This window comes from Citrobacter sp. Cb080, assembly GCF_030334745.1.
Lineage (GTDB): Bacteria > Pseudomonadota > Gammaproteobacteria > Enterobacterales > Enterobacteriaceae > Citrobacter > Citrobacter braakii.
Genome location: NZ_JAOWDG010000084.1, coordinates 45015 through 66189 on the forward strand (window position 1 = coordinate 45015; position 21175 = coordinate 66189).

The following is a 21175-nucleotide window of genomic DNA, read 5'->3' on the forward strand; positions in this document are numbered from 1 at the left end:
ATTGGTAGGGAGAATACATGCGAACCCTGTGGCGATTTATTGCCGGATTTTTTAAATGGACATGGCGATTACTCAATTTCGTCCGTGAATTTGTGCTTAACCTGTTCTTCATCTTTTTGGTGCTGGTTGGCGTGGGCATCTGGATGCAGGTCAGCAGCAGCAACACCAGCGAACACGCTGAGCGAGGCGCGCTGCTGCTGGATATCTCCGGGGTGATTGTCGATAAGCCTTCGAGCACCAGTCGTTTAAGCGTTATTGGCCGTCAGCTGTTTGGCGCCAGTTCCGATCGTCTGCAGGAAAACTCCCTGTTCGATATCGTGAATACGATTCGCCAGGCAAAAGATGATCGCAACATCACCGGCATCGTGATGGATCTGAAAAATTTTGCTGGGGCAGACCAGCCTTCCATGCAGTATATCGGCAAAGCACTGCGGGAATTCCGCGACAGCGGTAAACCGGTCTTTGCCGTGGGCGATAACTTCAGCCAGGGGCAGTATTACCTCGCCAGTTTTGCTAACAAAATTTACCTCTCTCCGCAGGGTTCCGTTGATCTGCACGGCTTTGCCACCAACGGTCTGTACTACAAGTCCCTGCTCGATAAGCTGAAAGTTTCCACGCACGTGTTCCGCGTCGGGACCTATAAGTCTGCCGTAGAGCCGTTTATCCGCGATGATATGTCTCCTGCCGCGCGTGAAGCCGACAGTCGCTGGATCGGCGAGCTGTGGCAGAACTATCTCGACACGGTCGCCGCCAACCGCCAGATCCCAGCTCAGCAGGTGTTCCCTGGCGCACAGGCGATGCTGGACGGTTTGACGAAGGTCGATGGAGATACGGCGAAATATGCGCTCGACAACAAACTGGTGGATGCACTCGCCTCCAGCGCCGAAGTCGAAAAAATGCTGACCAAACAGTTTGGCTGGAGCAAAGCGGATAAAAACTATCGCGCCGTCAGCTATTACGATTATTCGCTGAAAACGCCAGCGGATACCGGAGACAGCATTGGCGTTATCTTCGCGAACGGCGCGATTATGGATGGTGAAGAAACCCCAGGAAATGTGGGGGGCGACACCACTGCCGCACAAATCCGCGAAGCGCGTCTCGATCCGAAAGTGAAAGCTATTGTACTGCGCGTGAACAGTCCTGGCGGCAGCGTCAGCGCCTCGGAAGTCATTCGTGCTGAGCTGGCTGCGGCAAAAGCGGCGGGTAAACCGGTTGTCGTGTCCATGGGCGGCATGGCGGCCTCCGGTGGCTACTGGATCTCCACCCCAGCCAGTTACATTGTGGCAAACCCCAGCACGTTAACCGGTTCAATCGGGATCTTTGGTGTGATCAACACCGTAGAAAACAGCCTGGATTCCATTGGTGTACATACCGATGGCGTGGCCACTTCCCCGCTGGCGGATATCTCCATCACCAAAGCGTTACCGCCTGAAGTGCAGCAAATGATGCAATTGAGCATTGAAAATGGCTATAAGCGCTTTATCACGCTGGTCGCGGATGCACGTAAGACAACCCCTGAGCAGATTGACAAAATCGCGCAGGGCCACGTCTGGACCGGTCAGGATGCGAAAGCCAACGGACTGGTAGACAGCCTCGGTGATTTTGACGACGCCATCGCGAAAGCGGCTGAGCTTGCCAAGCTGAAACAGTGGCACATTGCGTATTATCAGGATGAACCGACATTCGTCGATATGGTAATGGACAGCATGTCAGGCTCCGTTCGCGCCATGCTGCCCGAAGCTATTCAGGCCATGCTCCCGGCGCCGCTTGCTTCTGCGGCCAGTGCAGTTAAAGCGGAAAGCGATAAGCTGGCCGCGTTTAACGATCCGCAAAACCGATATGCGTTTTGCCTGACCTGCGCCAACGTTCGCTAACAATTGCCCCCTCTTCGGGATGAAGAGGGGTTTTCATTGAGACAGAAGAAAAGTCATGCAAAAGAAATCGATTTACGTTGCCTATACCGGCGGTACCATCGGTATGCAGCGCTCAGAACAGGGTTATATTCCTGTTTCTGGTCATCTCCAGCGTCAACTGGCATTGATGCCTGAATTCCACCGCCCGGAGATGCCAGACTTCACCATCCACGAATACGTCCCGTTGATGGATTCCTCCGACATGACGCCGGAAGACTGGCAGCATATTGCGGAAGACATTAAAGCACACTACGACGATTACGATGGTTTTGTCATTCTGCACGGCACCGACACCATGGCGTTTACGGCTTCAGCGCTCTCTTTTATGTTGGAGAACTTGGGTAAACCGGTAATTGTGACAGGGTCACAAATTCCGCTGGCAGAGCTACGTTCAGACGGGCAAATCAACCTGCTCAATGCGCTGTACGTTGCGGCAAATTACCCGATCAATGAAGTAACCCTGTTTTTCAACAATCGACTGTTTCGCGGCAACCGTACCACTAAAGCGCATGCCGATGGCTTTGACGCCTTTGCCTCACCCAACCTTGCGCCGCTACTGGAAGCCGGGATCCACATCCGTCGACTGGGAACACCGCCAGCACCGCACGGCGCAGGTGAACTGATTGTTCATCCTATTACTCCACAACCGATTGGCGTAGTCACCATTTACCCAGGTATCTCCGCTGATGTGGTGCGTAACTTCCTGCGCCAGCCGGTAAAAGCGTTAATTTTGCGCTCCTACGGCGTGGGCAATGCACCGCAAAATAAAGAGTTTCTGCAAGAACTTGAAGATGCGAGCTCGCGGGGCATTGTGGTGGTGAACCTGACCCAGTGTATGTCCGGCAAGGTAAACATGGGTGGCTACGCGACGGGTAATGCCCTCGCCCACGCTGGCGTGATTGGCGGCGCGGATATGACCGTCGAAGCCACACTCACCAAATTGCACTATTTACTCAGTCAGGGACTGGATGTGCAGAGCATTCGTGAAGCTATGACGCAAAATCTGCGCGGCGAGCTCACCCCGGACGAATAAAGGAGTCTATGCCCATGGCCCGAGCCTTACTGTTGGTCGATTTACAAAATGACTTTTGTGCCGGCGGCGCTCTCGCTGTTCCGCAAGGCGACAGCACAATCGAGATTGCCAACCGTCTGATTGACTGGTGCGCCCTACGCGGCGACACGGTTGTTGCCAGTCTGGACTGGCATCCGGCTAATCACGGTAGTTTTGCCAGCCAGCATCAGCTCCCCCCCTACAGTCAGGGACAACTGGATGGTCTGGCGCAAACGTTCTGGCCCGATCATTGCGTGCAAAACAGCGAAGGGGCGGCCCTGCATCCGCTGCTGAACCAGCGTGCGATAGCGAAAACCTTCACCAAGGGCGAGAACCCGCTGGTCGACAGTTACAGTGCGTTTTTTGATAACGGTCGTCGTCAGGCAACCGCGCTGAACGCCTGGCTGCTCGAACACCGTATTGCTGAGCTTATTATCATGGGTCTGGCTAGCGACTATTGCGTTAAATTCACCGTTCTGGATGCGCTCGATCTTGGTTATACCGTCAGCGTTATTACCGACGGCTGCCGTGGCGTCAATATTCAACCCCAGGACAGTGCAGAGGCGTTTATGGAAATGGCCGCAGCGGGCGCGACGCTGTATACGCTTGATGACTGGCTGGAAACCCAGCGCTAATACTTTAAAACGCCTTATCCGGCCTATTGAATTTGCGCATGTATGCAAATCTGTAGGCCTGAAAAGGACTTGCGTCAACAATCAGTAATGTTTGCCCCAACCGATACAACCTACCAGAAATGGTTTGCCGCCTCGCCGACATGACGTGAACACCTTCGCATTTTTCCTGTTATGAAACTGTTAACCTGCAAATGCTGTTTTTTTCGCCACGCCATTTCCGTGGCGTGTTTGCTTGTTTAAATGTCAAAGAGGAACACCGATGAAACTATTGCCTTTGTTGGCAGCATTACCCCTGCTTTGCGCCAGCGTTGTTTCCGCCAGTTCACTGATGTCAGTTGGCTACTTCAATGGTGGCGGCGACGTCACTGCCGGTCCTGGTGGTGACATCAATAAACTGGATGTTCGTCAGATAACCCATCTCAACTATTCGTTTGGCCTTGTCTACAACAACGAAAAAGACGAGACCAATGACGCCTTAAAAGACGCCAGTAAGCTGCATCAGATTTGGCTTTCACCGAAAGTGCAGGATGATTTACTGAAAATTCCACAGCTGCGTAAACAGAATCCGAACCTGAAAGTATTGCTTTCCGTCGGTGGTTGGGGGGCTCGTGGATTCTCCGGCGCGGCAGCAACGAAAGAATCGCGCGCGGTGTTTATTCAGTCTGCTCAGGAGATAATTGCGAAATATGGACTGGATGGCATCGACCTCGACTGGGAATACCCGGTCAACGGCGCCTGGGGACTGGTCGAAAGTCAACCGGCCGACCGAGCTAACTTTACCGCGCTGTTAAAAGAGCTCCGCGCCGCATTGGGGCATAAAAAACTACTGACTATCGCCGTGGGCGCAAATGCGGAAAGCCCGAAAAGCTGGGTGGATGTGAAAGCCATTGCGCCATCGCTCGACTACATAAACCTGATGACCTATGACATGGCTTACGGTACGCAGTATTTCAACTCGAACCTGTACGATTCGACACAATGGCCGACAGTCGCCGCGGCGGATAAGTACAGCGCTGATTTTGTGGTCAACAACTATCTTGCTGCCGGTCTAAAAGCGAGTCAGATGAACCTGGGCATTGGTTTTTATGGTCGCGTACCGAAACGCGCTGTTGAGCCAGGCATTGACTGGAGCAAACCTGACGCACAGAAAAATCCTGTTACCCAGCCCTATTTCGGGCCCGCGCAAATTGAATTGTTCAAATCACTGGGCGTCGATCTGAGCAAAGATACCTATGTGAAGTACAACGATATCGTGGCGAAATTGATCAACGATCCGCAGAAGCGCTTTAGCCAGCATTGGGATGATGAAGCAAAAGTGCCGTGGCTGTCAGTGCAGTCTGTGGAGGGAAAAGCGCTCTTTGCCCTCTCCTATGAAAACCCGCGCTCGGTAGCGATCAAGGCTGACTACATCAAGAGCAAGGGGCTGGGAGGCGCCATGTTCTGGGAATACGGTGCGGATGATCAAAATCAGTTGGCGAAGCAGTTAGCCGATTCGTTAGGCATCAAACACTGATCCCAACGCCTGACACAATAGGTTATGATTATCGCATTCTGCTGCGCCAGCTTTTGGCGCAGCTTTTCATTTTCTACTGGAGGCATGAGCTTTATGGCTTTTATCCCTAAAAATTACGCCCGTCTGGAAGTCGGTTACCGGGAAAAGGCGCTTAAACTCTTCCCCTGGGTCTGCGGACGTTGTTCCCGTGAGTTCGTGTATTCAAATTTGCGCGAATTGACGGTACACCATATCGATCACGATCACTCCAATAACCCGGAAGATGGTAGCAACTGGGAAATGTTGTGCCTGTACTGCCACGATCACGAACATTCCAAATATACGGAAGCGGACCAGTATGGTTCAACGGTGGTTGCAGGCGAAGATGCGCAGAAAGCGGTGGGCGAAGCGAAATATAATCCGTTCGCCGATCTGAAGGCGATGATGAACAAGAAATAACTTCAACTGCGGGCCCGACATAGATGTTTGCCGGGCCTGAGTAATCAGGATTTAAACGTCGCAATGGGTTCGGGCGTAATACCAAACTCCACTTTCAACTGCTGCTTACTCTTCATCACCATCTCACCGTTGGTATCAATCGTCATATGCTGCGCGTCAATATTGTTTCGCGCCTGCCACAGCATCACCAGCTGTAAGCAGTTCTCTTTTTGTTCTGCCGTTAGCGCCACGCCATCCGGCCATTTTCCGAGTTCAACGGCAGTTGATAAGCGCTGATAAACTTCCGGCGTCATGCTGTTGATCATCTCATCAAGATTCATGTTAAATCCACTCTCCGTAGAATAATTTGCTGAATCGTTTCTTCAGCCTTTGGTCTGCTCACCGTTTTCACCATCGGTGAAGTTCAAAGACGCTGAGTTAACGCAGTAACGTTCACCGGTAGGTTGCGGACCATCCGGGAAGACATGCCCCAGGTGCGCATCACAGTTACCACAGCGGATTTCAATGCGCTGCATACCGTGTGAAGTATCTTTAATGTAACGGATAGCCTCTGCGCTGACAGGCTCGTAAAAGCTGGGCCAGCCGCAGCCAGAGTCATATTTTGTCTCGGAACGAAATAGCGGTTTGTCACAGACCAAACAGTGGTAGATGCCGTCACGCTTGTTGTGCAGCAAACGCCCGGTAAATGGCGGTTCTGTCCCGTGATTCTGCGTCACGTAGAACTGCATTTCGGTTAAATTTTTTTTTAGTTCTTCTGGGGAAGGTTGATTAGCCATTTGCTCACATCTCGCTTTATCTAAACTCACATCGCGAGACAGATTCTAACAAAACATTAACACCAGAGTGCGAACTTTTGTTCTAAACTTGATCCGTGCGAAATGGCAGCCTGCAATTCGTGATCACAATCACGTTTTTATCTTGATTGCCCTTTAAAATTCGGGCCGCCGACCCCATGTGGTTTCAAGCCCAAAGGAAGAGTGAGGCGAGTCAGTTGCGCAAAGCTTAAGCAGCAGATTGATTTGTCGCAATGATTGACACGATTCCGCTTGACGCTGCGTAAGGTTTTTGTAATTTTACAGGCAACCTTTTATTCACTAACAAATAGCTGGTGGAATATATGACTATCAAAGTAGGTATCAACGGTTTTGGCCGTATCGGTCGCATTGTTTTCCGTGCTGCTCAAGAACGCTCTGACATCGAGATCGTTGCAATCAACGACCTGTTAGACGCTGACTACATGGCTTACATGCTGAAATATGACTCCACTCACGGCCGTTTCAACGGTACCGTTGAAGTGAAAGACGGTCATCTGATCGTAAACGGTAAAAAAATCCGTGTTACCGCTGAACGTGATCCGGCTAACCTGAAATGGGACGAAGTTGGTGTTGACGTAGTAGCTGAAGCTACTGGCCTGTTCCTGACAGATGAAACCGCTCGTAAGCACATCACTGCTGGCGCGAAAAAAGTGGTTCTGACTGGTCCGTCCAAAGATAACACTCCGATGTTTGTTAAAGGCGCTAACTTTGACAAATACGAAGGTCAGGACATCGTTTCTAACGCTTCCTGCACCACTAACTGCCTGGCTCCGCTGGCTAAAGTTATCAACGACAACTTCGGCATCATTGAAGGTCTGATGACTACTGTTCACGCGACCACCGCTACTCAGAAAACCGTTGATGGCCCGTCTCACAAAGACTGGCGCGGCGGCCGCGGCGCATCCCAGAACATCATCCCGTCCTCTACCGGTGCTGCTAAAGCTGTAGGTAAAGTACTGCCAGAACTGAACGGCAAACTGACTGGTATGGCGTTCCGCGTTCCTACCCCGAACGTATCTGTTGTTGACCTGACCGTTCGTCTGGAAAAAGCTGCTTCTTACGAAGAAATTAAGAAAGCAATCAAAGCTGCTTCCGAAGGCCCGATGAAAGGCGTTCTGGGTTACACCGAAGACGACGTAGTATCTACCGATTTCAACGGTGAAGTTTGCACTTCCGTGTTCGATGCTAAAGCTGGTATCGCACTGAACGACAACTTCGTGAAACTGGTATCCTGGTACGACAACGAAACCGGCTACTCCAACAAAGTTCTGGACCTGATTGCTCACATCTCCAAATAAGTTGAGATGAAACAGTAATCTGTAAGAGCGACTCAGGTCGCTCTTTTTTTTGCCTGAAGATACCCGTCATACTTCAAGTTACCGGTGTGTTGGCAATGCTCTCTCACCCGAATCACTTACTTCTGTAAGCTAATCGGGATCGTTCACTTGCCGCCGTCCTGCAACTCGAATTATTTAGGGTAAAAAAAAGGATTGCATAATGATTAATAAAATTTTTGCACTTCCGGTAATCGAACAAATTACCCCGGTCCTCTCCCGCCGCCAGCTTGATGAACTTGAGATTCTTGTGGTCGATCATCCACAGGTTAAAGCATCTTTCGCACTGCAGGGCGCACATCTTCTTTCCTGGAAACCCAACGGCGAAGAGGAAGTCCTGTGGCTAAGTAACAATACCCCGTTTAAAACCGGCGTAGCGCTGCGTGGCGGCGTACCAATTTGCTGGCCGTGGTTTGGTCCGGCTGCTCAGCAGGGCCTGCCTTCTCATGGTTTTGCCCGCAACCTGCCATGGACGCTGAAAGCGCACAACGAAGACGACAATGGCGTGGTGCTGACGTTTGAATTGCAAAGCAACGCTGAAACGCGTCAGCTATGGCCGCACGAATTCTGCCTGCTGGCCCGTTTCAAAGTAGGTGCCACCTGTGAAATGGAACTGGAAGCCCACGGTGAATTTGAAACCACCTCTGCGCTGCATACCTATTTCAACGTCGGTGACATTGCGGCAGTAAAAGTCAGTGGACTTGGCGATCGCCTGATCGACAAAGTGAATGATGCTAAAGAAGATATGCTGACTGATGGTATCCAGACCTTCCCGGACCGCACCGATCGTGTCTATCTGAATCCGCAAGCGTGCAGCGTTATCCATGATGATGCGCTCAACCGCAATATCGACGTCGTCCATCACCACCATCTGAATGTCGTGGGCTGGAACCCGGGTCCGGCGCTGTCCGTTAGCATGGGCGACATGCCAGATGACGGCTATAAAACGTTTGTTTGCGTAGAGACGGCTTACGCGACCGCGCCGCAGAAAACCCGCGAAGAAAAACCATCACGCCTGGCACAAACTATCCGCGTTGCTAAACGCTAAAATTGTGTCTGTAGCCTGACGGAACTTGCGCCTTATCCGGCCTACCAAACATTGCGTTGGCCGGATAAGAAGCGTGAGCATCGCCATTCGGCAAATCAGGCCATATCCAGCGCCGTTTTACCCTTTGGCGCTGGATATGCCTTATCTAACTGCTTCAGCTCATCAACTGAGAGCGTTATCTCCAGCGCGGCGGCATTTTGTTCGACATGCGCTATGCTTGCCGCTTTTGGAATCGCCATCACGCCCGGCAGACGAATCACCCATACCAGCAAAATCTGCGCAGCACTAACATTGTGCGCGTGCGCGATGTCGTTCACCACAGAGTGAGAAAGCAAGTCACCGCGCAATCGCCCCGCCTGAGCCAACGGACTGTAAGCCATGACCGGCATCTGCTGCTGCTGGCACCACGGCAGTAAATCATATTCAATACCGCGCGATGCTAAATGATAAAGCACCTGGTTAGTGGCACATTCCCGCCCACCCGTGACTTGCCATAACGCCTGCATGTCATCGTAATCGAGATTAGAGACGCCCCAGCGGCGGATTTTCCCCTGCGCAATGAGTGTTTCCATGGCATCAACGGTCTCAGCAAATGAAAAACTGCCCGTCCAGTGGAGCAAATAGAGATCCAGATAATCGGTTTTTAGTCGACGCAGGCTCGCCTCACAGGCGGCAATGGCTTTCTGACCACCGGCATTCCAGGGGTATACTTTCGAGACTAAAAAAGCGCTATCACGACGCCCGATTAATGCTTCACCCACTACCTCTTCCGCTGCACCATCTGCATACATTTCGGCGGTATCGATCAACCGCAGACCGAGATCCAGACCAGCCCGCAGCACTGAAACCTCTTCCCGGCGTCGGCCAGGATCCTCGCCCATGTACCATGTTCCCTGCCCAATAGCAGGCAGCGATACCTGCTTTGTAAACATCACCTGTTTCGCTGTCATCGCGCCCTCCTGTGTTAATGCACCACAGTAAAGCAAAACAACTGGCATGTGTCCTGTTAGGGTGCACAAATTGCACCTTCTAAGATTGGAAGTTGACCGCTATGGCAACGGCAATAAAAAACCCGGGAACAAACAATGCTCCCGGGCCGAATGACAGAAAATCTTAACTGCACTGCGGTTATTTTAAGCGACCTAAATATTTCCCCTCTTTCATCGCGTTAATTTTCCCGTTTTTATAGACAATGACGGAAATCAAGCCCGCGCTATAAGACTGAGCGTCTGCATTGTTCTCAACATTTGCCGCAGCTTTGCCATTAATATAAGCAATACCATCAGCGCCACGTTTAAAGTCTACGCCCAGTTTATTCACATGCACGGGTGTGATTTTACTGGCGTGCACCGGAGCATTAGCATCGCTGACCATCGTTTTATGTTCATGCTGTAACTGCTGACGGTAAGCCTCGCTGATGGCATAGGCTGGTGCAGCAGCAGATGTTGCGACCAGTACAGCGATAATTATTAATTTCTTCATAAGTTACACCTTAATAATTATTGTGTTTGTGGTGATGACTGGAATTAGTATCATTTGAGTTATATACGTTTTGCGCGTTCTCCATAGCTTGTTTTTCAGCTACGGCATTGATTGTCGCCTGACGGTTTTGCTCAGCGATATAGCAGGCATCGCGGCTCACGCCCTTGCTTTCGCAAGCACTCATGCGTGAAGCCTCGGTGGAACATCCCGTCAGAATCCCACCCATCACTGCTATCATGATTAACTTTTTCATTATCTCTACCAGGTTTATTCGCAAGAAAACCACATGACATTTAATATCTGAGCCATGCAGCGTTACTGTCTTTACTTATTAAGTTGGAGTAATATCTGCAATCGCTTATTTAATGTCAATTTTAATTTTTTCAGATAAATACCTAAAAGATGTAAAATAAAAATTAACTTAATGATTTTATTTTTTTCAAATGAAAGTTAACTTTCATCGTCACACAAAAATAATAAAATAGTTATCTTGCTATTTTTAGTGGCGAGAGTTTCACGATAAAATTATACCGTGATTATAAAATAGAATATTATCAATATATTGCGAAACCAGAAATCACTCTCCCAGAACAATGATTCGTGAAACTGTACAGATACTCTTCCATTCACAAACGAATAGATCTCAGTCTCATCAAACAACAGGTTTAATTTTGGTAATTGCGGCAGGAAAAATACGTTAACTATTTGTTGCGGCCGATGTAATGCCAAAACAGCACAAAAAATCAAATCACATGTTTTGGATCAATATTCATCTCTGATATGCACAAAAAGCCCGCATCTCTGCGGGCTAGTGTTTGACACGCAGTGGCATCAGAACTTGTAAGTAACACCCGTTGAAATCAGACCCGTCCAGGATTTGTCCACCATCGGGCTGTCTGTCACTTCATCAGACAGGCGGGTATAACGCGCAGTACCGTATACGCTCCAGTTGCCCAGGAAGTTATAGTTTGCGCTGAGCTCCAGGTACGGGTTCCAGGAGCTTTCAGGATCGTAGCTACGCAAGCCGCTACGGGCAGATTCATGGCGTGAAACACCATAATAGTATTCATTCTGGTTTTCACTGTTCCACTCGACACCAATCCCCGGAGTCAACGTCAGACCGCCATTGGTATAGCGGTATAACCACGCCAGATCCCATACAATACCATTGCTGTTATCCAGCGTATCGCCTGCAAGGCTGGTACGCAGGAAACCGTATTGCGTGTTGTGAATGTAAGAAAGGCCAGCCATCATGGTGCTCTTACGTTTATCCAGACTACGCAGACGGTTGTCGTCGCTGTCACCCGGTTTGAAGTACATTGGCGACCAATAGGCCATCACCGACAGCTTATCGGTATCGTCATTCCACAGGTAGTAACCACCGCCCAGACCACGGAACCAGAAGTTATCGCTTTCATAAGTCACAACCGGGACCGGGTAAACGTCACTATCGTAATCTTTGTAAGGGTGCTCAACCACACCAACGCCTGCGCCCAGCGTCAGGTTGCTCTCTGCCTGTGCGACGTTAGCGGAAGTGGCAATAAGCACGCTAAGTGCCAGAAGTTTGAGTTTGCTCACAGTCAATAATTCCTTATTTAAATGTGTAGCGGTCAAAGTTTAACCGTCAATACGCTTCAGCCCAACTATTTTACGGATTCGCCCCAGAATGTAACCCCCTAATTTCTCAGCGAGTGATGACATTTTGCTTGCAGGACAGTGAACACCGCATGAATCCTGCCCCATAGATTTACAAAAGATATGCTTTTTTTGCTGATGAGTTATTGATATGCCATTGAAATTCATTTGCGCACACAGGCAAGTTTTGCAAATGCCATCTACGCTTAATTTTAGAAGGTGTATCACCGAATACGTTGATCTCCTGACCACCACAATGGCATGAGAGTTGCTTATTTCTTCAGCAGCGACGTCGTTCAGTTTACCTCTTCAGGGGCCTCTACTATTCATATGAACGGCTCTTAACATGTGCTAAAAAAACGAAAGGACGGCATACCATGAATATATTCGATCACTATCGCCAGCGTTATGAAGCTGCCAAGGACGAAGAGTTCACGCTGCAGGAGTTTCTTACCACTTGTCGGCAAGATCGCAGCGCTTATGCCAATGCGGCAGAGCGGCTATTAATGGCTATTGGTGAGCCTGTCATGGTCGACACTGCCCACGAACCTCGTCTTTCTCGACTCTTTTCGAATCGGGTGATTGCACGATACCCCGCTTTTGAAGAGTTTTATGGCATGGAAGAGGCCATTGAGCAGATTGTTTCTTATTTGAAGCATGCGGCTCAAGGTCTGGAAGAGAAGAAGCAGATTCTGTATCTGCTGGGGCCTGTGGGAGGGGGGAAATCATCTCTTGCTGAGCGGCTGAAGTCGCTGATGCAGCGAGTACCGATTTATGTCCTGAGCGCCAACGGCGAACGTAGCCCGGTAAACGATCATCCGTTATGCCTGTTTAACCCACAGGAAGACGCGCAGATCCTGGAAAAAGAGTATGGGATCCCGCGTCGTTATCTCGGTACGATCATGTCGCCCTGGGCTGCAAAACGTCTGCATGATTTTGGCGGGGACATTACAAAATTCCGCGTTGTCAAAGTCTGGCCGTCTATTCTGGAGCAGATCGCTATCGCCAAAACGGAGCCTGGTGATGAAAACAACCAGGATATCTCTGCGCTGGTCGGGAAAGTGGATATTCGTAAACTCGAACACCACGCCCAGAACGATCCTGATGCCTACGGTTATTCGGGCGCACTGTGCCGCTCAAACCAGGGGATTATGGAGTTCGTTGAGATGTTTAAAGCACCGATTAAAGTGCTGCATCCTCTGCTGACCGCAACCCAGGAAGGAAACTACAACGGGACAGAAGGTATCTCTGCCCTGCCGTTTAACGGAATTATTCTTGCCCACTCGAACGAGTCCGAATGGGTGACATTCCGTAATAATAAAAACAATGAGGCGTTCCTTGACCGTGTTTACATCGTCAAAGTGCCTTATTGCCTGCGGATCTCCGAAGAGATCAAAATTTACGAAAAACTGCTTAACCACAGTGAGCTGACCCATGCGCCTTGCGCACCGGGCACGCTGGAAACACTCTCTCGCTTTACCATTCTTTCTCGCCTGAAAGAGCCTGAGAACTCGAGCATTTACTCGAAGATGCGTGTTTACGATGGGGAAAGCCTGAAAGATACCGATCCAAAAGCGAAGTCCTATCAAGAGTATCGGGATTACGCTGGGGTCGATGAGGGAATGAACGGTCTTTCCACGCGTTTCGCGTTTAAGATCCTCTCACGCGTCTTTAACTTTGACCACGCCGAAGTGGCAGCTAACCCGGTGCATCTGTTCTACGTACTGGAGCAGCAAATCGAGCGCGAACAGTTCCCGCAGGAGCTGGCTGAACGTTACCTTGAGTTCCTGAAAGGCTATCTGATCCCGAAATATGCTGAGTTCATTGGCAAAGAGATCCAGACGGCTTATCTCGAATCCTATTCCGAATATGGACAAAACATTTTCGACCGTTATGTCACTTATGCGGATTTCTGGATTCAGGATCAGGAGTATCGCGACCCGGATACCGGTCAGCTGTTTGACCGCGAGTCGTTGAACTCAGAACTGGAGAAAATTGAGAAACCGGCGGGTATCAGTAACCCCAAAGATTTCCGTAACGAGATCGTCAACTTTGTTCTGCGTGCCAGAGCGAATAACAGCGGTCGCAATCCAAACTGGACCAGTTACGAAAAACTGCGCACGGTCATTGAGAAGAAAATGTTCTCCAATACCGAGGAGCTGCTGCCGGTCATTTCGTTCAACGCCAAAACCTCAACTGACGAGCAGAAAAAACACGACGATTTTGTCGACCGGATGATGGAAAAAGGCTACACGCGTAAACAGGTGCGTTTACTGTGCGAATGGTATTTGCGCGTACGTAAATCGTCTTAAAAAAAGTGCCCGGAGGCGCGTACGCTTGCCGGGCCTACAATACACATCCGTAGGCCGGATATGCTCAGCGCATCCGGCGTTACTGATGTAGCATAAAGTTGGCAAATGCAGTACGGGGGGCTTATGACCTGGTTTATTGACCGGCGTCTTAACGGCAAAAACAAGAGCACGGTAAACCGCCAGCGCTTCTTACGCCGTTATAAATCGCAAATTAAACAGTCGATCTCCGAGGCCATTAACAAGCGTTCGGTGACTGATGTGGATAGCGGCGAATCTGTCTCTATTCCGACTGATGATATTAGCGAACCGATGTTCCATCAGGGGCGTGGCGGCTTGCGCCATCGCGTGCATCCGGGTAACGACCATTTTGTGCAGAACGACCGCATTGAACGCCCGCAGGGCGGCGGCGGTGGTTCAGGAAGCGGACAAGGCCAGGCCAGCCAGGATGGCGAGGGGCAGGATGAGTTCGTCTTCCAGATCTCTAAAGATGAATATCTCGATCTGTTGTTCGAAGATTTAGCACTTCCTAACCTGAAGCAGAATCAGCAGCGTCAGTTAACGGAGTACAAAACGCACCGGGCAGGTTTCACCTCTAACGGCGTGCCTGCCAACATTAGCGTGGTTCGCTCCCTGCAAAACTCACTGGCGCGCCGCACAGCGATGACGGCAGGTAAGCGTCGCGAATTGCATGCGCTCGAAGCGGAACTGGAAACCATCGCAAAAAGTGAACCAGCGCAGTTGCTGGAAGAGGAACGGTTACGCAAAGAGATTGCCGAACTACGGGCAAAAATCGAACGCGTGCCGTTTATCGACACCTTTGATTTACGCTACAAGAATTATGAAAAACGGCCCGATCCTTCCAGCCAGGCAGTGATGTTCTGTCTGATGGACGTCTCCGGTTCAATGGATCAGTCGACCAAAGATATGGCCAAGCGTTTTTATATCTTGCTGTATCTGTTCTTGAGTCGGACCTACAAAAACGTGGAAGTGGTTTATATTCGCCACCATACCCAGGCGAAAGAGGTGGATGAGCACGAGTTCTTCTACTCTCAGGAAACCGGGGGAACCATTGTCTCCAGCGCGCTGAAGTTAATGGATGAAGTGGTAAAAGACCGTTACGACCCAGCTCAGTGGAACATCTATGCCGCACAGGCCTCGGACGGTGATAACTGGGCGGATGATTCCCCGTTGTGTCATGAGATTCTGGCGAAAAAACTGCTGCCGATGGTGCGATATTATAGCTATATCGAAATCACCCGCCGCGCGCACCAGACCTTGTGGCGTGAATACGAACATCTGCAATCAACGTTTGAAAACTTTGCGATGCAGCATATCCGCGACCAGGATGACATTTATCCGGTCTTTCGCGAACTGTTTCATAAGCAAAGTACAACCAGCAATAGCTAACCACATACATAAATCAGCCAGAGGTTATCTCCTCTGGTTGATTTTTATGACCTCGCGTTTCGACCACATGTTATGTCATTTAGCATTTTGTCTCAGGCTAGCCACTTCCACTTCGAGCGCGGAAATATCGCCAGAAGACAACAGCGGTTGCATTTTCACGAGCGACTCTTCCGGAAGTTGATACAAATTAAGGGCTAGTATTCGTTCAATATCCCCCACCGGCAGGCGATATTTTATTATTTTTGCCGGATTACCGCCGACTACCGCATACGGTGGCACATCTTTAGTCACCACCGCACCTGCTGCGACAACAGCGCCCTCCCCGAGCGTAACGCCTGGCATGATCATGGCGCGCATGCCTAACCAGCAACCATCATGCAACACCGTGTCACCCCGAAACTCGTAGGCATCTTTGATCGACGCCATAAAGGGATAAAGACTGATCCAGTCAAGCCGGTGCGTACTATTTCCCCCCATCAGAATAACGCTCTCAGCGCCAATGCAGACGAAATTCCCAATAATCAACTTATCCAAATGCGCAAGCGGTTCCCAGTCCCGGCTGATCTCATCACCGAGTAAATACCGCACCACCGAACGTTCGAATCCATGATCCCAGCAGTCACTGTAATAGCTATGCGTACCCTTAATAACTATATTAGGGTTGGTTACTGTCTGATGAAGGTACTCCATTCTCGACCAGTGTTTTTCTGACACTTCGCCATCCTTTTATCATTGTGTTTTAAAACACCCTACATCCTTTCCACCAGCGGATAGAAGTCTTTATTTTCTTTTTGCATACGCACATACACTTTGCGTAGAACATTGTTGGCATCACGTCTGAATGCCTCATCATTACCTTTTAATTTACTGGCAATATTCCAGCGCCGGGAAAAAACTTCATATTCGCTGACGATATCCGTCATTTCACGTTTAAATTTTGAGCTAACCTGTCTGAGCGTACTATTTCCATCCTGCTCAATATGTGGATAAAGGAACTGATCTTCAGCAGACAAATGTGTTTTTATAATGGCACTCATGCTAACGATCGCAGTTGCAATTTCCTGGGCATTGGATGATACGCCTGCATGGCTCAACGTACGTAGAAATGATATTTTCTCCAGAATTTCAACATGCTGATTTTTCATTTTATCAATATTCATCCGTTTATCCTTTTTTATTTTCCCTTTACGGAGCAGCAGGCAATGTAGTTTAGCTGGTGACGTTGCGAACGGAAGAAGCGAAACATTTTCAGGAACCGGCGACGATTTTCGCGTGTGCGTAAGCCGTTAAACACAATTTTAACCGCCCCAGTCAGCCCTTCATCACGAATTATTCCTCGCGGCGACATCAGCGACATATCGCCATTCTGCTGCAAGACCTGTGCAAACCCAACGTTCAGAAATAAATCGCGCCAGCCTTGGCTGGTCATCGGGCTAACGTTTGATTTCACTACCTCTACAAGCTGGCCCTGCTCGCCCGCGCCCAGTTTTTGTGCGGTGAACATAATGTCGTGAGTTAACAGACGCCCGCCGGGCTTCAATACGCGATAATATTCGGCAATTAACTTCGCCTTCGCTTTATCGGCATACATTGTCAGCATGGCTTCGTTGATCACAACGTCGAAACTGTTATCCGCAAATGGAAGGGTGTTAGCGTTAGCTGCCATAACGTGAATGTGATTTTCCAGACCATTTGCCGACACGTTATTTCTGGCGTTTGCCAGTGCGGTTTTATCCATATCAATGGCGTATACCGTACAACCAAAACGTTGAACTAACTCTATCGCCGTCGTGGCCATGTTACACGCCACTTCCAGCACCTGGCTGTCGGGCGTCAGTTGTGACTGGCTGAACAACCACTCTGTTGCTTCAACGCCCCCCGGACGCAGACGGGTTTTGCCCAGGCTGGCTAAGAACGTATGGCCCGCTTTATCAGTCGCGCTCATCTGCTTGTCTCCTTTCTTATAAGTTGCATTATAAATACAACAATAAGAGTTAAAGGTGAAGCACGCGAATGATTTTTATTACAAAATGCCCTTCCCAGTAGCGTTAGAGCGGATGTATGCCGTGTGATAGACTGAAGTATCAGACTTACAGGGCTGTACATCATTATGCAATTGCATCATAAAGCGCTCAGGCTCTTTATCTCCGTCAGCGTAGTTGTTTTGACGTTTTCTTTTTTGGTTTATGAGCTCATTGCCAGCGATAAAGCAATGAATGCGTACATGCGCTATATCAATGAGAAAGCCGACTCATCGTTTCTCTATGATAAGTATACTAATCAAAGTATTGCAGCCCATCTGATGCGCACATTTTCATCCCCCCAGGTACCCGCTTCTATCGAGCAACAAAAAGCACTTTGCAACGCTTTCGACAGCGTTAACGGCACTCATGGGCTCAACCTCACCCAGCATAACTACCTGCCATTACACGGTACATTGCAAACCCCCACTACAAAATGTAGCGAGAAACTTGAAGACATATTTCTACTGCCCTCTTTTGACCGGGCGGTAAACGTTAATCGTGAACAGAAAGATTACGGTCATGGTTTAGGTATGCAGGAGTATAAATTTCGATATTACGTCGATCTCAAAAATAACTACGTCTATTTCTTTGATCTGGTCGACTCGCGGAAATTTGCGATACACAACTGGTCGTTTTTGCAAAAAGGAAACCTGGGTATCAACCAGAATGATATTGACGGTATTTTCACTGGCCGCACGGTAATCTCCCGTATTTATGAAGATAACCTGACCGAGAAAAAAGTGATGAGCTTTTTAACACCGGTCTACTATGCCGGTAAGTTAAAAGGCGTGGTGATGGTGGATATTAACAAAGAGAATTTAAAGAATATTTTCTATACCAGCGACCGCCCTCTCGTCTGGCGCTATCTTAACGTGACGCTTTCGGACATCAACTCAGGTAAAGAGATACTCGTTCACCAAAGTGAGAACAACCTGTTTAGCTATGTTCACTACCAGGAGGACATGCCCGGCGGTATACGCATCACCTTATCGCTTGATTTTATGTACTTTATTGTCTCCTCCTGGAAAGTATTCGCCTTCTATCTGCTGGCGACAATACTGTTGCTGAATATGGTCAGAACGCATTTTCGGCTGTATCACAACGTCACGCGTGAAAATATTAGTGACGCAATGACCGGGCTCTACAACCGCAAAATTTTAACGCCGACGCTCGAACAGCGTTTACAGCAGTTAGTAAACGCGGGAACCCTCGTGACCTTTATCGCCATTGATTGCGATAAACTAAAAGTCATTAATGATACGCTGGGGCATAAGGAAGGCGATCGCATTATCACCATTCTGGCTAGAGCCATTCAAACCTCGATTCGCAAAAACGACTATGCCATCCGCCTCGGTGGGGATGAGTTTTGCATTATCCTCATTGATTACCCCGCTGAATTAACGCCTCGTCTGCTGGAGAGGATTCGCTATAACTTACAAATTATTGCGCAAGATAGAGCAATCAGCTTCTCCGCAGGGATTTATAATATGCAGCCAAACGACACCATTGATGATGCCTACAAAGCATCCGATGCACAGCTCTACCTGAGCAAACAGAAAAAACGCGCGGATGCGTAATCATTTTTCTGACAGGATTTTCATTGTTGTACCAGGAGTAAGTCATGACGGAAGTGAACAAAGGTAACGCAACGCATCAGCGTTTAATTTCGCTGTTGTCAGAACAAGGCGCGACGTATCGCGTGGTAAGCCATGAAGCGGTCGGCAAATGTGAAGCGGTTTCTGAAATTCGCGGTACCGCACTGGGCCAGGGAGCAAAAGCGCTGGTTTGTAAGGTCAAAGGCAACGGCGTTAATCAGCATGTCCTGGCGATTCTTTCTGCCGACCAGCAGGCCGACCTGAGCCTGTTAGCCAGTCATATCGGCGGGTTAAGAGCATCACTTGCCAGCCCGGCGGAAGTCGATGCACTGACAGGCTGCGTATTTGGCGCTATCCCACCGTTTAGCTTCCATCCAAAACTTAAGCTGGTCGCCGATCCGCTATTGTTTGAGCGTTTTAATGAAATTGCGTTCAATGCCGGAGTGCTGGAAAAATCCGTGATCATGGATACCGCAGATTACCTGCGTATCGCGCAACCGGAATTACTCCCGTTCCGCCGCGTACAATAGCCGTCCGAGTCAGGAGTAAAAAGCGTAGCATCGTGCATTAGCCCAAAAAAAATCATAATCATTAAAAAAAGCCTGTTCCGTCACGCGTTTACGCGTACAGTAAGCAGGCTTATTTTTTCTTTTGGCAAGGAAACTACGATGTTTGATGTCACTCTGCTGATCCTGCTCGGACTGGCAGCTCTGGGCTTTGTCAGCCACAACACCACTGTCGCTGTTTCAATTCTGGTGCTGATCATTGTCCGTGTTACCCCTCTGAATACGTTCTTTCCATGGATAGAAAAACAGGGCCTGACCGTCGGGATTATAATTCTAACCATTGGCGTCATGGCGCCGATCGCCAGCGGAACGCTCCCCCCCTCCACGCTCATCCACTCCTTTGTGAACTGGAAATCACTGGTCGCTATTGCCATCGGGGTATTCGTCTCCTGGCTTGGCGGGCGCGGTGTCACGCTCATGGGTAGCCAGCCTCAGCTTGTGGCCGGTTTACTGGTGGGTACGGTACTGGGCGTGGCGCTATTTCGCGGTGTGCCGGTGGGACCGCTCATTGCGGCAGGTCTGGTGTCATTGATTGTTGGGAAGCAGTAGCCAGTCCAGCCAGATAACGGCCTGGCGTCTGTCCCAGGCCTTTTTTGAACATGGTGATAAATGCCGTGGTCGAATCGTAACCGAGCATTTGCGCAACCTGTTGCACGTTATGGCCATCTATCAGCGCCTGCAGCGCCAGAATCAATTGAAGCTGGTGACGCCAGCGGCGAAAACTCAACCCCGTCTCTTTAACGACCAGACGGGCGAGGTTCCGCTCACTCATCGCAAATACGCTGGCCCACTGTCCCAGCGTCTGCCACTGCGCGGGCTCCCGCGCCATCGTCGCGACCATTCTGCGGATTTTCGGATGATCTGAAACCGGCAACTGCATTTGCTCCTGCGGCTGCTGCGGGAGTTCATCAAATAACACTTGCGTCAGCCGCTGGGTAGACGGCTCCAGCCGTTGAGCATCCGTTTTGGACGCCAGCGCCAGAATGAGCTCCCGACATAACGGGGCGATTTTCAGGGTGCAGCAGCGTTCAGGCATCACTACTGCCTGCGGCTCAATAAACAAAAAGCACAGTTGCGCCCCAACGGTAACGTGGTTGCTGTGTGGAATTTCACCGGGGATCCATACCGCATATTGTGGAGGCACCATCCACATAGCATTTTCAACCTCACAGGTGATCGCGCCATGCAAGGCCAGAATCAACTGCCCCTTACGGTGCTGATGCAGCGGACTGAAGAGTTCATCTTCCCGGGCCTGTATACAAAACGCCACCGCCGCATCGTGGTAAAGGTCGGGCTCATACCCATCCAGCCTCAGTCCTAACATAAAAATGTCCGTTTTTAGCGATAAACTGTCATTTTAGCTTGATTCATCCATTGAGTAAAAACGCTAAAGTATCGCCTCGCCTG

The 21175-nt window shown here is 49.7% G+C and carries 21 protein-coding genes and 1 pseudogene; 12 read left to right on the forward strand and 10 right to left on the reverse strand.

All coding sequences use genetic code 11. The features are described from left to right. The first annotated feature begins 17 nt into the window (after positions 1 to 17). From sppA to yajD, 5 genes are all read left to right on the forward strand, one after another. Positions 18 to 1874: a signal peptide peptidase SppA gene (gene sppA, locus OGV38_RS23415; protein ID WP_016156312.1), complete on the forward strand. Its 1857-nt coding sequence runs from the start codon at positions 18 to 20 to the stop codon at positions 1872 to 1874. Positions 1875 to 1929: 55 nt separating this feature from the next. After that, positions 1930 to 2946, forward strand: a complete 1017-nt coding sequence (gene ansA, locus OGV38_RS23420) for an asparaginase (protein WP_016156311.1) — start codon at positions 1930 to 1932, stop codon at positions 2944 to 2946. Between the two features lie 14 nt (positions 2947 to 2960). Continuing rightward, positions 2961 to 3599 carry a bifunctional nicotinamidase/pyrazinamidase gene (pncA, locus tag OGV38_RS23425; protein WP_406584874.1) on the forward strand — a complete coding sequence of 213 codons (639 nt, stop codon included), beginning with the start codon at positions 2961 to 2963 and terminating at the stop codon, positions 3597 to 3599. A 259-nt stretch (positions 3600 to 3858) separates the two neighbouring features. Further along, a complete protein-coding gene (gene chiD / locus OGV38_RS23430; RefSeq protein WP_137380473.1) occupies positions 3859 to 5112 on the forward strand; it encodes a chitinase ChiD in 1254 nt (417 codons plus the stop codon). A 93-nt stretch (positions 5113 to 5205) separates the two neighbouring features. Further along, positions 5206 to 5550: an HNH nuclease YajD gene (yajD, locus tag OGV38_RS23435; RefSeq protein ID WP_003832478.1), complete on the forward strand. Its 345-nt coding sequence runs from the start codon at positions 5206 to 5208 to the stop codon at positions 5548 to 5550. 44 nt (positions 5551 to 5594) lie between these two features. On the opposite strand, the gene OGV38_RS23440 is transcribed toward yajD, so the two are convergent. Then, a complete protein-coding gene (locus OGV38_RS23440) occupies positions 5595 to 5870 on the reverse strand; it encodes a YeaC family protein (protein WP_016152817.1) in 276 nt (91 codons plus the stop codon). Positions 5871 to 5912: 42 nt separating this feature from the next. Continuing rightward, on the reverse strand, positions 5913 to 6326 hold the full coding sequence (msrB, locus tag OGV38_RS23445) for a peptide-methionine (R)-S-oxide reductase MsrB (protein ID WP_016152816.1): 414 nt from the start codon (positions 6324 to 6326) through the stop codon (positions 5913 to 5915). A gap of 341 nt (positions 6327 to 6667) precedes the next feature. On the opposite strand from msrB, the gene gapA reads away from it, so the two are divergent. Beyond that, positions 6668 to 7663 carry a glyceraldehyde-3-phosphate dehydrogenase gene (gene gapA / locus OGV38_RS23450; protein WP_003030697.1) on the forward strand — a complete coding sequence of 332 codons (996 nt, stop codon included), beginning with the start codon at positions 6668 to 6670 and terminating at the stop codon, positions 7661 to 7663. A gap of 199 nt (positions 7664 to 7862) precedes the next feature. Further along, positions 7863 to 8747, forward strand: coding sequence for a D-hexose-6-phosphate mutarotase (locus OGV38_RS23455; protein WP_286475195.1), 885 nt, complete (start codon positions 7863 to 7865; stop codon positions 8745 to 8747). 95 nt (positions 8748 to 8842) lie between these two features. Here the strand turns inward: OGV38_RS23455 and OGV38_RS23460 are convergent, their stop codons facing one another. The 4 genes from OGV38_RS23460 to OGV38_RS23475 form a co-directional block, all read right to left on the reverse strand. Then, positions 8843 to 9697: an aldo/keto reductase gene (locus OGV38_RS23460; RefSeq protein ID WP_286475203.1), complete on the reverse strand. Its 855-nt coding sequence runs from the start codon at positions 9695 to 9697 to the stop codon at positions 8843 to 8845. A gap of 178 nt (positions 9698 to 9875) precedes the next feature. Next, positions 9876 to 10229, reverse strand: a complete 354-nt coding sequence (locus OGV38_RS23465; RefSeq protein ID WP_286475206.1) for a hypothetical protein — start codon at positions 10227 to 10229, stop codon at positions 9876 to 9878. Between the two features lie 10 nt (positions 10230 to 10239). After that, positions 10240 to 10482, reverse strand: a complete 243-nt coding sequence (locus OGV38_RS23470; RefSeq protein WP_019076610.1) for a hypothetical protein — start codon at positions 10480 to 10482, stop codon at positions 10240 to 10242. A gap of 578 nt (positions 10483 to 11060) precedes the next feature. Then, positions 11061 to 11807, reverse strand: coding sequence for a MipA/OmpV family protein (locus OGV38_RS23475; RefSeq protein ID WP_286475209.1), 747 nt, complete (start codon positions 11805 to 11807; stop codon positions 11061 to 11063). 434 nt (positions 11808 to 12241) lie between these two features. Here OGV38_RS23475 and yeaG point away from each other — a divergent pair, with 434 nt between their 5' ends. Both yeaG and OGV38_RS23485 read left to right on the forward strand, forming a co-directional pair. Next, positions 12242 to 14176 (forward strand): protein kinase YeaG, encoded by a 1935-nt coding sequence (gene yeaG, locus OGV38_RS23480; RefSeq protein ID WP_016152810.1) that lies wholly within the window; start codon positions 12242 to 12244, stop codon positions 14174 to 14176. A gap of 123 nt (positions 14177 to 14299) precedes the next feature. After that, positions 14300 to 15583: a YeaH/YhbH family protein gene (locus OGV38_RS23485; protein WP_269517318.1), complete on the forward strand. Its 1284-nt coding sequence runs from the start codon at positions 14300 to 14302 to the stop codon at positions 15581 to 15583. Between the two features lie 75 nt (positions 15584 to 15658). Here OGV38_RS23485 and OGV38_RS23490 read toward each other — a convergent pair whose 3' ends face one another. The 3 genes from OGV38_RS23490 to OGV38_RS23500 are packed head-to-tail and all read right to left on the reverse strand — an operon-like array spanning position 15659 to position 17528. Next, positions 15659 to 16297 carry a CatB-related O-acetyltransferase gene (locus OGV38_RS23490; RefSeq protein ID WP_286475215.1) on the reverse strand — a complete coding sequence of 213 codons (639 nt, stop codon included), beginning with the start codon at positions 16295 to 16297 and terminating at the stop codon, positions 15659 to 15661. 35 nt (positions 16298 to 16332) lie between these two features. Beyond that, positions 16333 to 16743 carry a hemerythrin domain-containing protein gene (locus OGV38_RS23495; RefSeq protein WP_019076609.1) on the reverse strand — a complete coding sequence of 137 codons (411 nt, stop codon included), beginning with the start codon at positions 16741 to 16743 and terminating at the stop codon, positions 16333 to 16335. 14 nt (positions 16744 to 16757) lie between these two features. Then, a complete protein-coding gene (locus OGV38_RS23500) occupies positions 16758 to 17528 on the reverse strand; it encodes a class I SAM-dependent methyltransferase (RefSeq protein WP_137366690.1) in 771 nt (256 codons plus the stop codon). Between the two features lie 165 nt (positions 17529 to 17693). On the opposite strand from OGV38_RS23500, the gene dgcJ reads away from it, so the two are divergent. The 3 genes from dgcJ to OGV38_RS23515 all read left to right on the forward strand — a co-directional run bounded on the left by dgcJ (position 17694) and on the right by OGV38_RS23515 (position 20317). After that, a complete protein-coding gene (gene dgcJ, locus OGV38_RS23505) occupies positions 17694 to 19184 on the forward strand; it encodes a diguanylate cyclase DgcJ (RefSeq protein ID WP_019076607.1) in 1491 nt (496 codons plus the stop codon). Between the two features lie 44 nt (positions 19185 to 19228). Beyond that, positions 19229 to 19732: a YbaK/prolyl-tRNA synthetase associated domain-containing protein gene (locus OGV38_RS23510; protein ID WP_046275927.1), complete on the forward strand. Its 504-nt coding sequence runs from the start codon at positions 19229 to 19231 to the stop codon at positions 19730 to 19732. Positions 19733 to 19870: 138 nt separating this feature from the next. Beyond that, entirely contained in the window at positions 19871 to 20317 is a 447-nt protein-coding gene (locus OGV38_RS23515) for a DUF441 domain-containing protein (RefSeq protein ID WP_016152803.1), read from the forward strand. On the opposite strand, the pseudogene OGV38_RS23520 reads toward OGV38_RS23515, so the two are convergent. Beyond that, a pseudogene (locus OGV38_RS23520) lies at positions 20294 to 21092 on the reverse strand (AraC family transcriptional regulator). The gene OGV38_RS23515 and the pseudogene OGV38_RS23520 overlap by 24 nt on opposite strands. Between the last annotated feature and the right edge of the window lie 83 nt (positions 21093 to 21175).

Coding starts and splice junctions, on each gene's coding strand:
- sppA (WP_016156312.1), top strand. CDS start 18: ATGCGAACCCTGTGGCGATTTATTGCCGGATTTTTTAAATGGACATGG.
- ansA (WP_016156311.1), top strand. CDS start 1,930: ATGCAAAAGAAATCGATTTACGTTGCCTATACCGGCGGTACCATCGGT.
- pncA (WP_406584874.1), top strand. CDS start 2,961: ATGGCCCGAGCCTTACTGTTGGTCGATTTACAAAATGACTTTTGTGCC.
- chiD (WP_137380473.1), top strand. CDS start 3,859: ATGAAACTATTGCCTTTGTTGGCAGCATTACCCCTGCTTTGCGCCAGC.
- yajD (WP_003832478.1), top strand. CDS start 5,206: ATGGCTTTTATCCCTAAAAATTACGCCCGTCTGGAAGTCGGTTACCGG.
- OGV38_RS23440 (WP_016152817.1), bottom strand. CDS start 5,870: ATGAATCTTGATGAGATGATCAACAGCATGACGCCGGAAGTTTATCAG.
- msrB (WP_016152816.1), bottom strand. CDS start 6,326: ATGGCTAATCAACCTTCCCCAGAAGAACTAAAAAAAAATTTAACCGAA.
- gapA (WP_003030697.1), top strand. CDS start 6,668: ATGACTATCAAAGTAGGTATCAACGGTTTTGGCCGTATCGGTCGCATT.
- OGV38_RS23455 (WP_286475195.1), top strand. CDS start 7,863: ATGATTAATAAAATTTTTGCACTTCCGGTAATCGAACAAATTACCCCG.
- OGV38_RS23460 (WP_286475203.1), bottom strand. CDS start 9,697: ATGACAGCGAAACAGGTGATGTTTACAAAGCAGGTATCGCTGCCTGCT.
- OGV38_RS23465 (WP_286475206.1), bottom strand. CDS start 10,229: ATGAAGAAATTAATAATTATCGCTGTACTGGTCGCAACATCTGCTGCT.
- OGV38_RS23470 (WP_019076610.1), bottom strand. CDS start 10,482: ATGAAAAAGTTAATCATGATAGCAGTGATGGGTGGGATTCTGACGGGA.
- yeaG (WP_016152810.1), top strand. CDS start 12,242: ATGAATATATTCGATCACTATCGCCAGCGTTATGAAGCTGCCAAGGAC.
- OGV38_RS23485 (WP_269517318.1), top strand. CDS start 14,300: ATGACCTGGTTTATTGACCGGCGTCTTAACGGCAAAAACAAGAGCACG.
- OGV38_RS23495 (WP_019076609.1), bottom strand. CDS start 16,743: ATGAATATTGATAAAATGAAAAATCAGCATGTTGAAATTCTGGAGAAA.
- OGV38_RS23500 (WP_137366690.1), bottom strand. CDS start 17,528: ATGAGCGCGACTGATAAAGCGGGCCATACGTTCTTAGCCAGCCTGGGC.
- dgcJ (WP_019076607.1), top strand. CDS start 17,694: ATGCAATTGCATCATAAAGCGCTCAGGCTCTTTATCTCCGTCAGCGTA.
- OGV38_RS23510 (WP_046275927.1), top strand. CDS start 19,229: ATGACGGAAGTGAACAAAGGTAACGCAACGCATCAGCGTTTAATTTCG.
- OGV38_RS23515 (WP_016152803.1), top strand. CDS start 19,871: ATGTTTGATGTCACTCTGCTGATCCTGCTCGGACTGGCAGCTCTGGGC.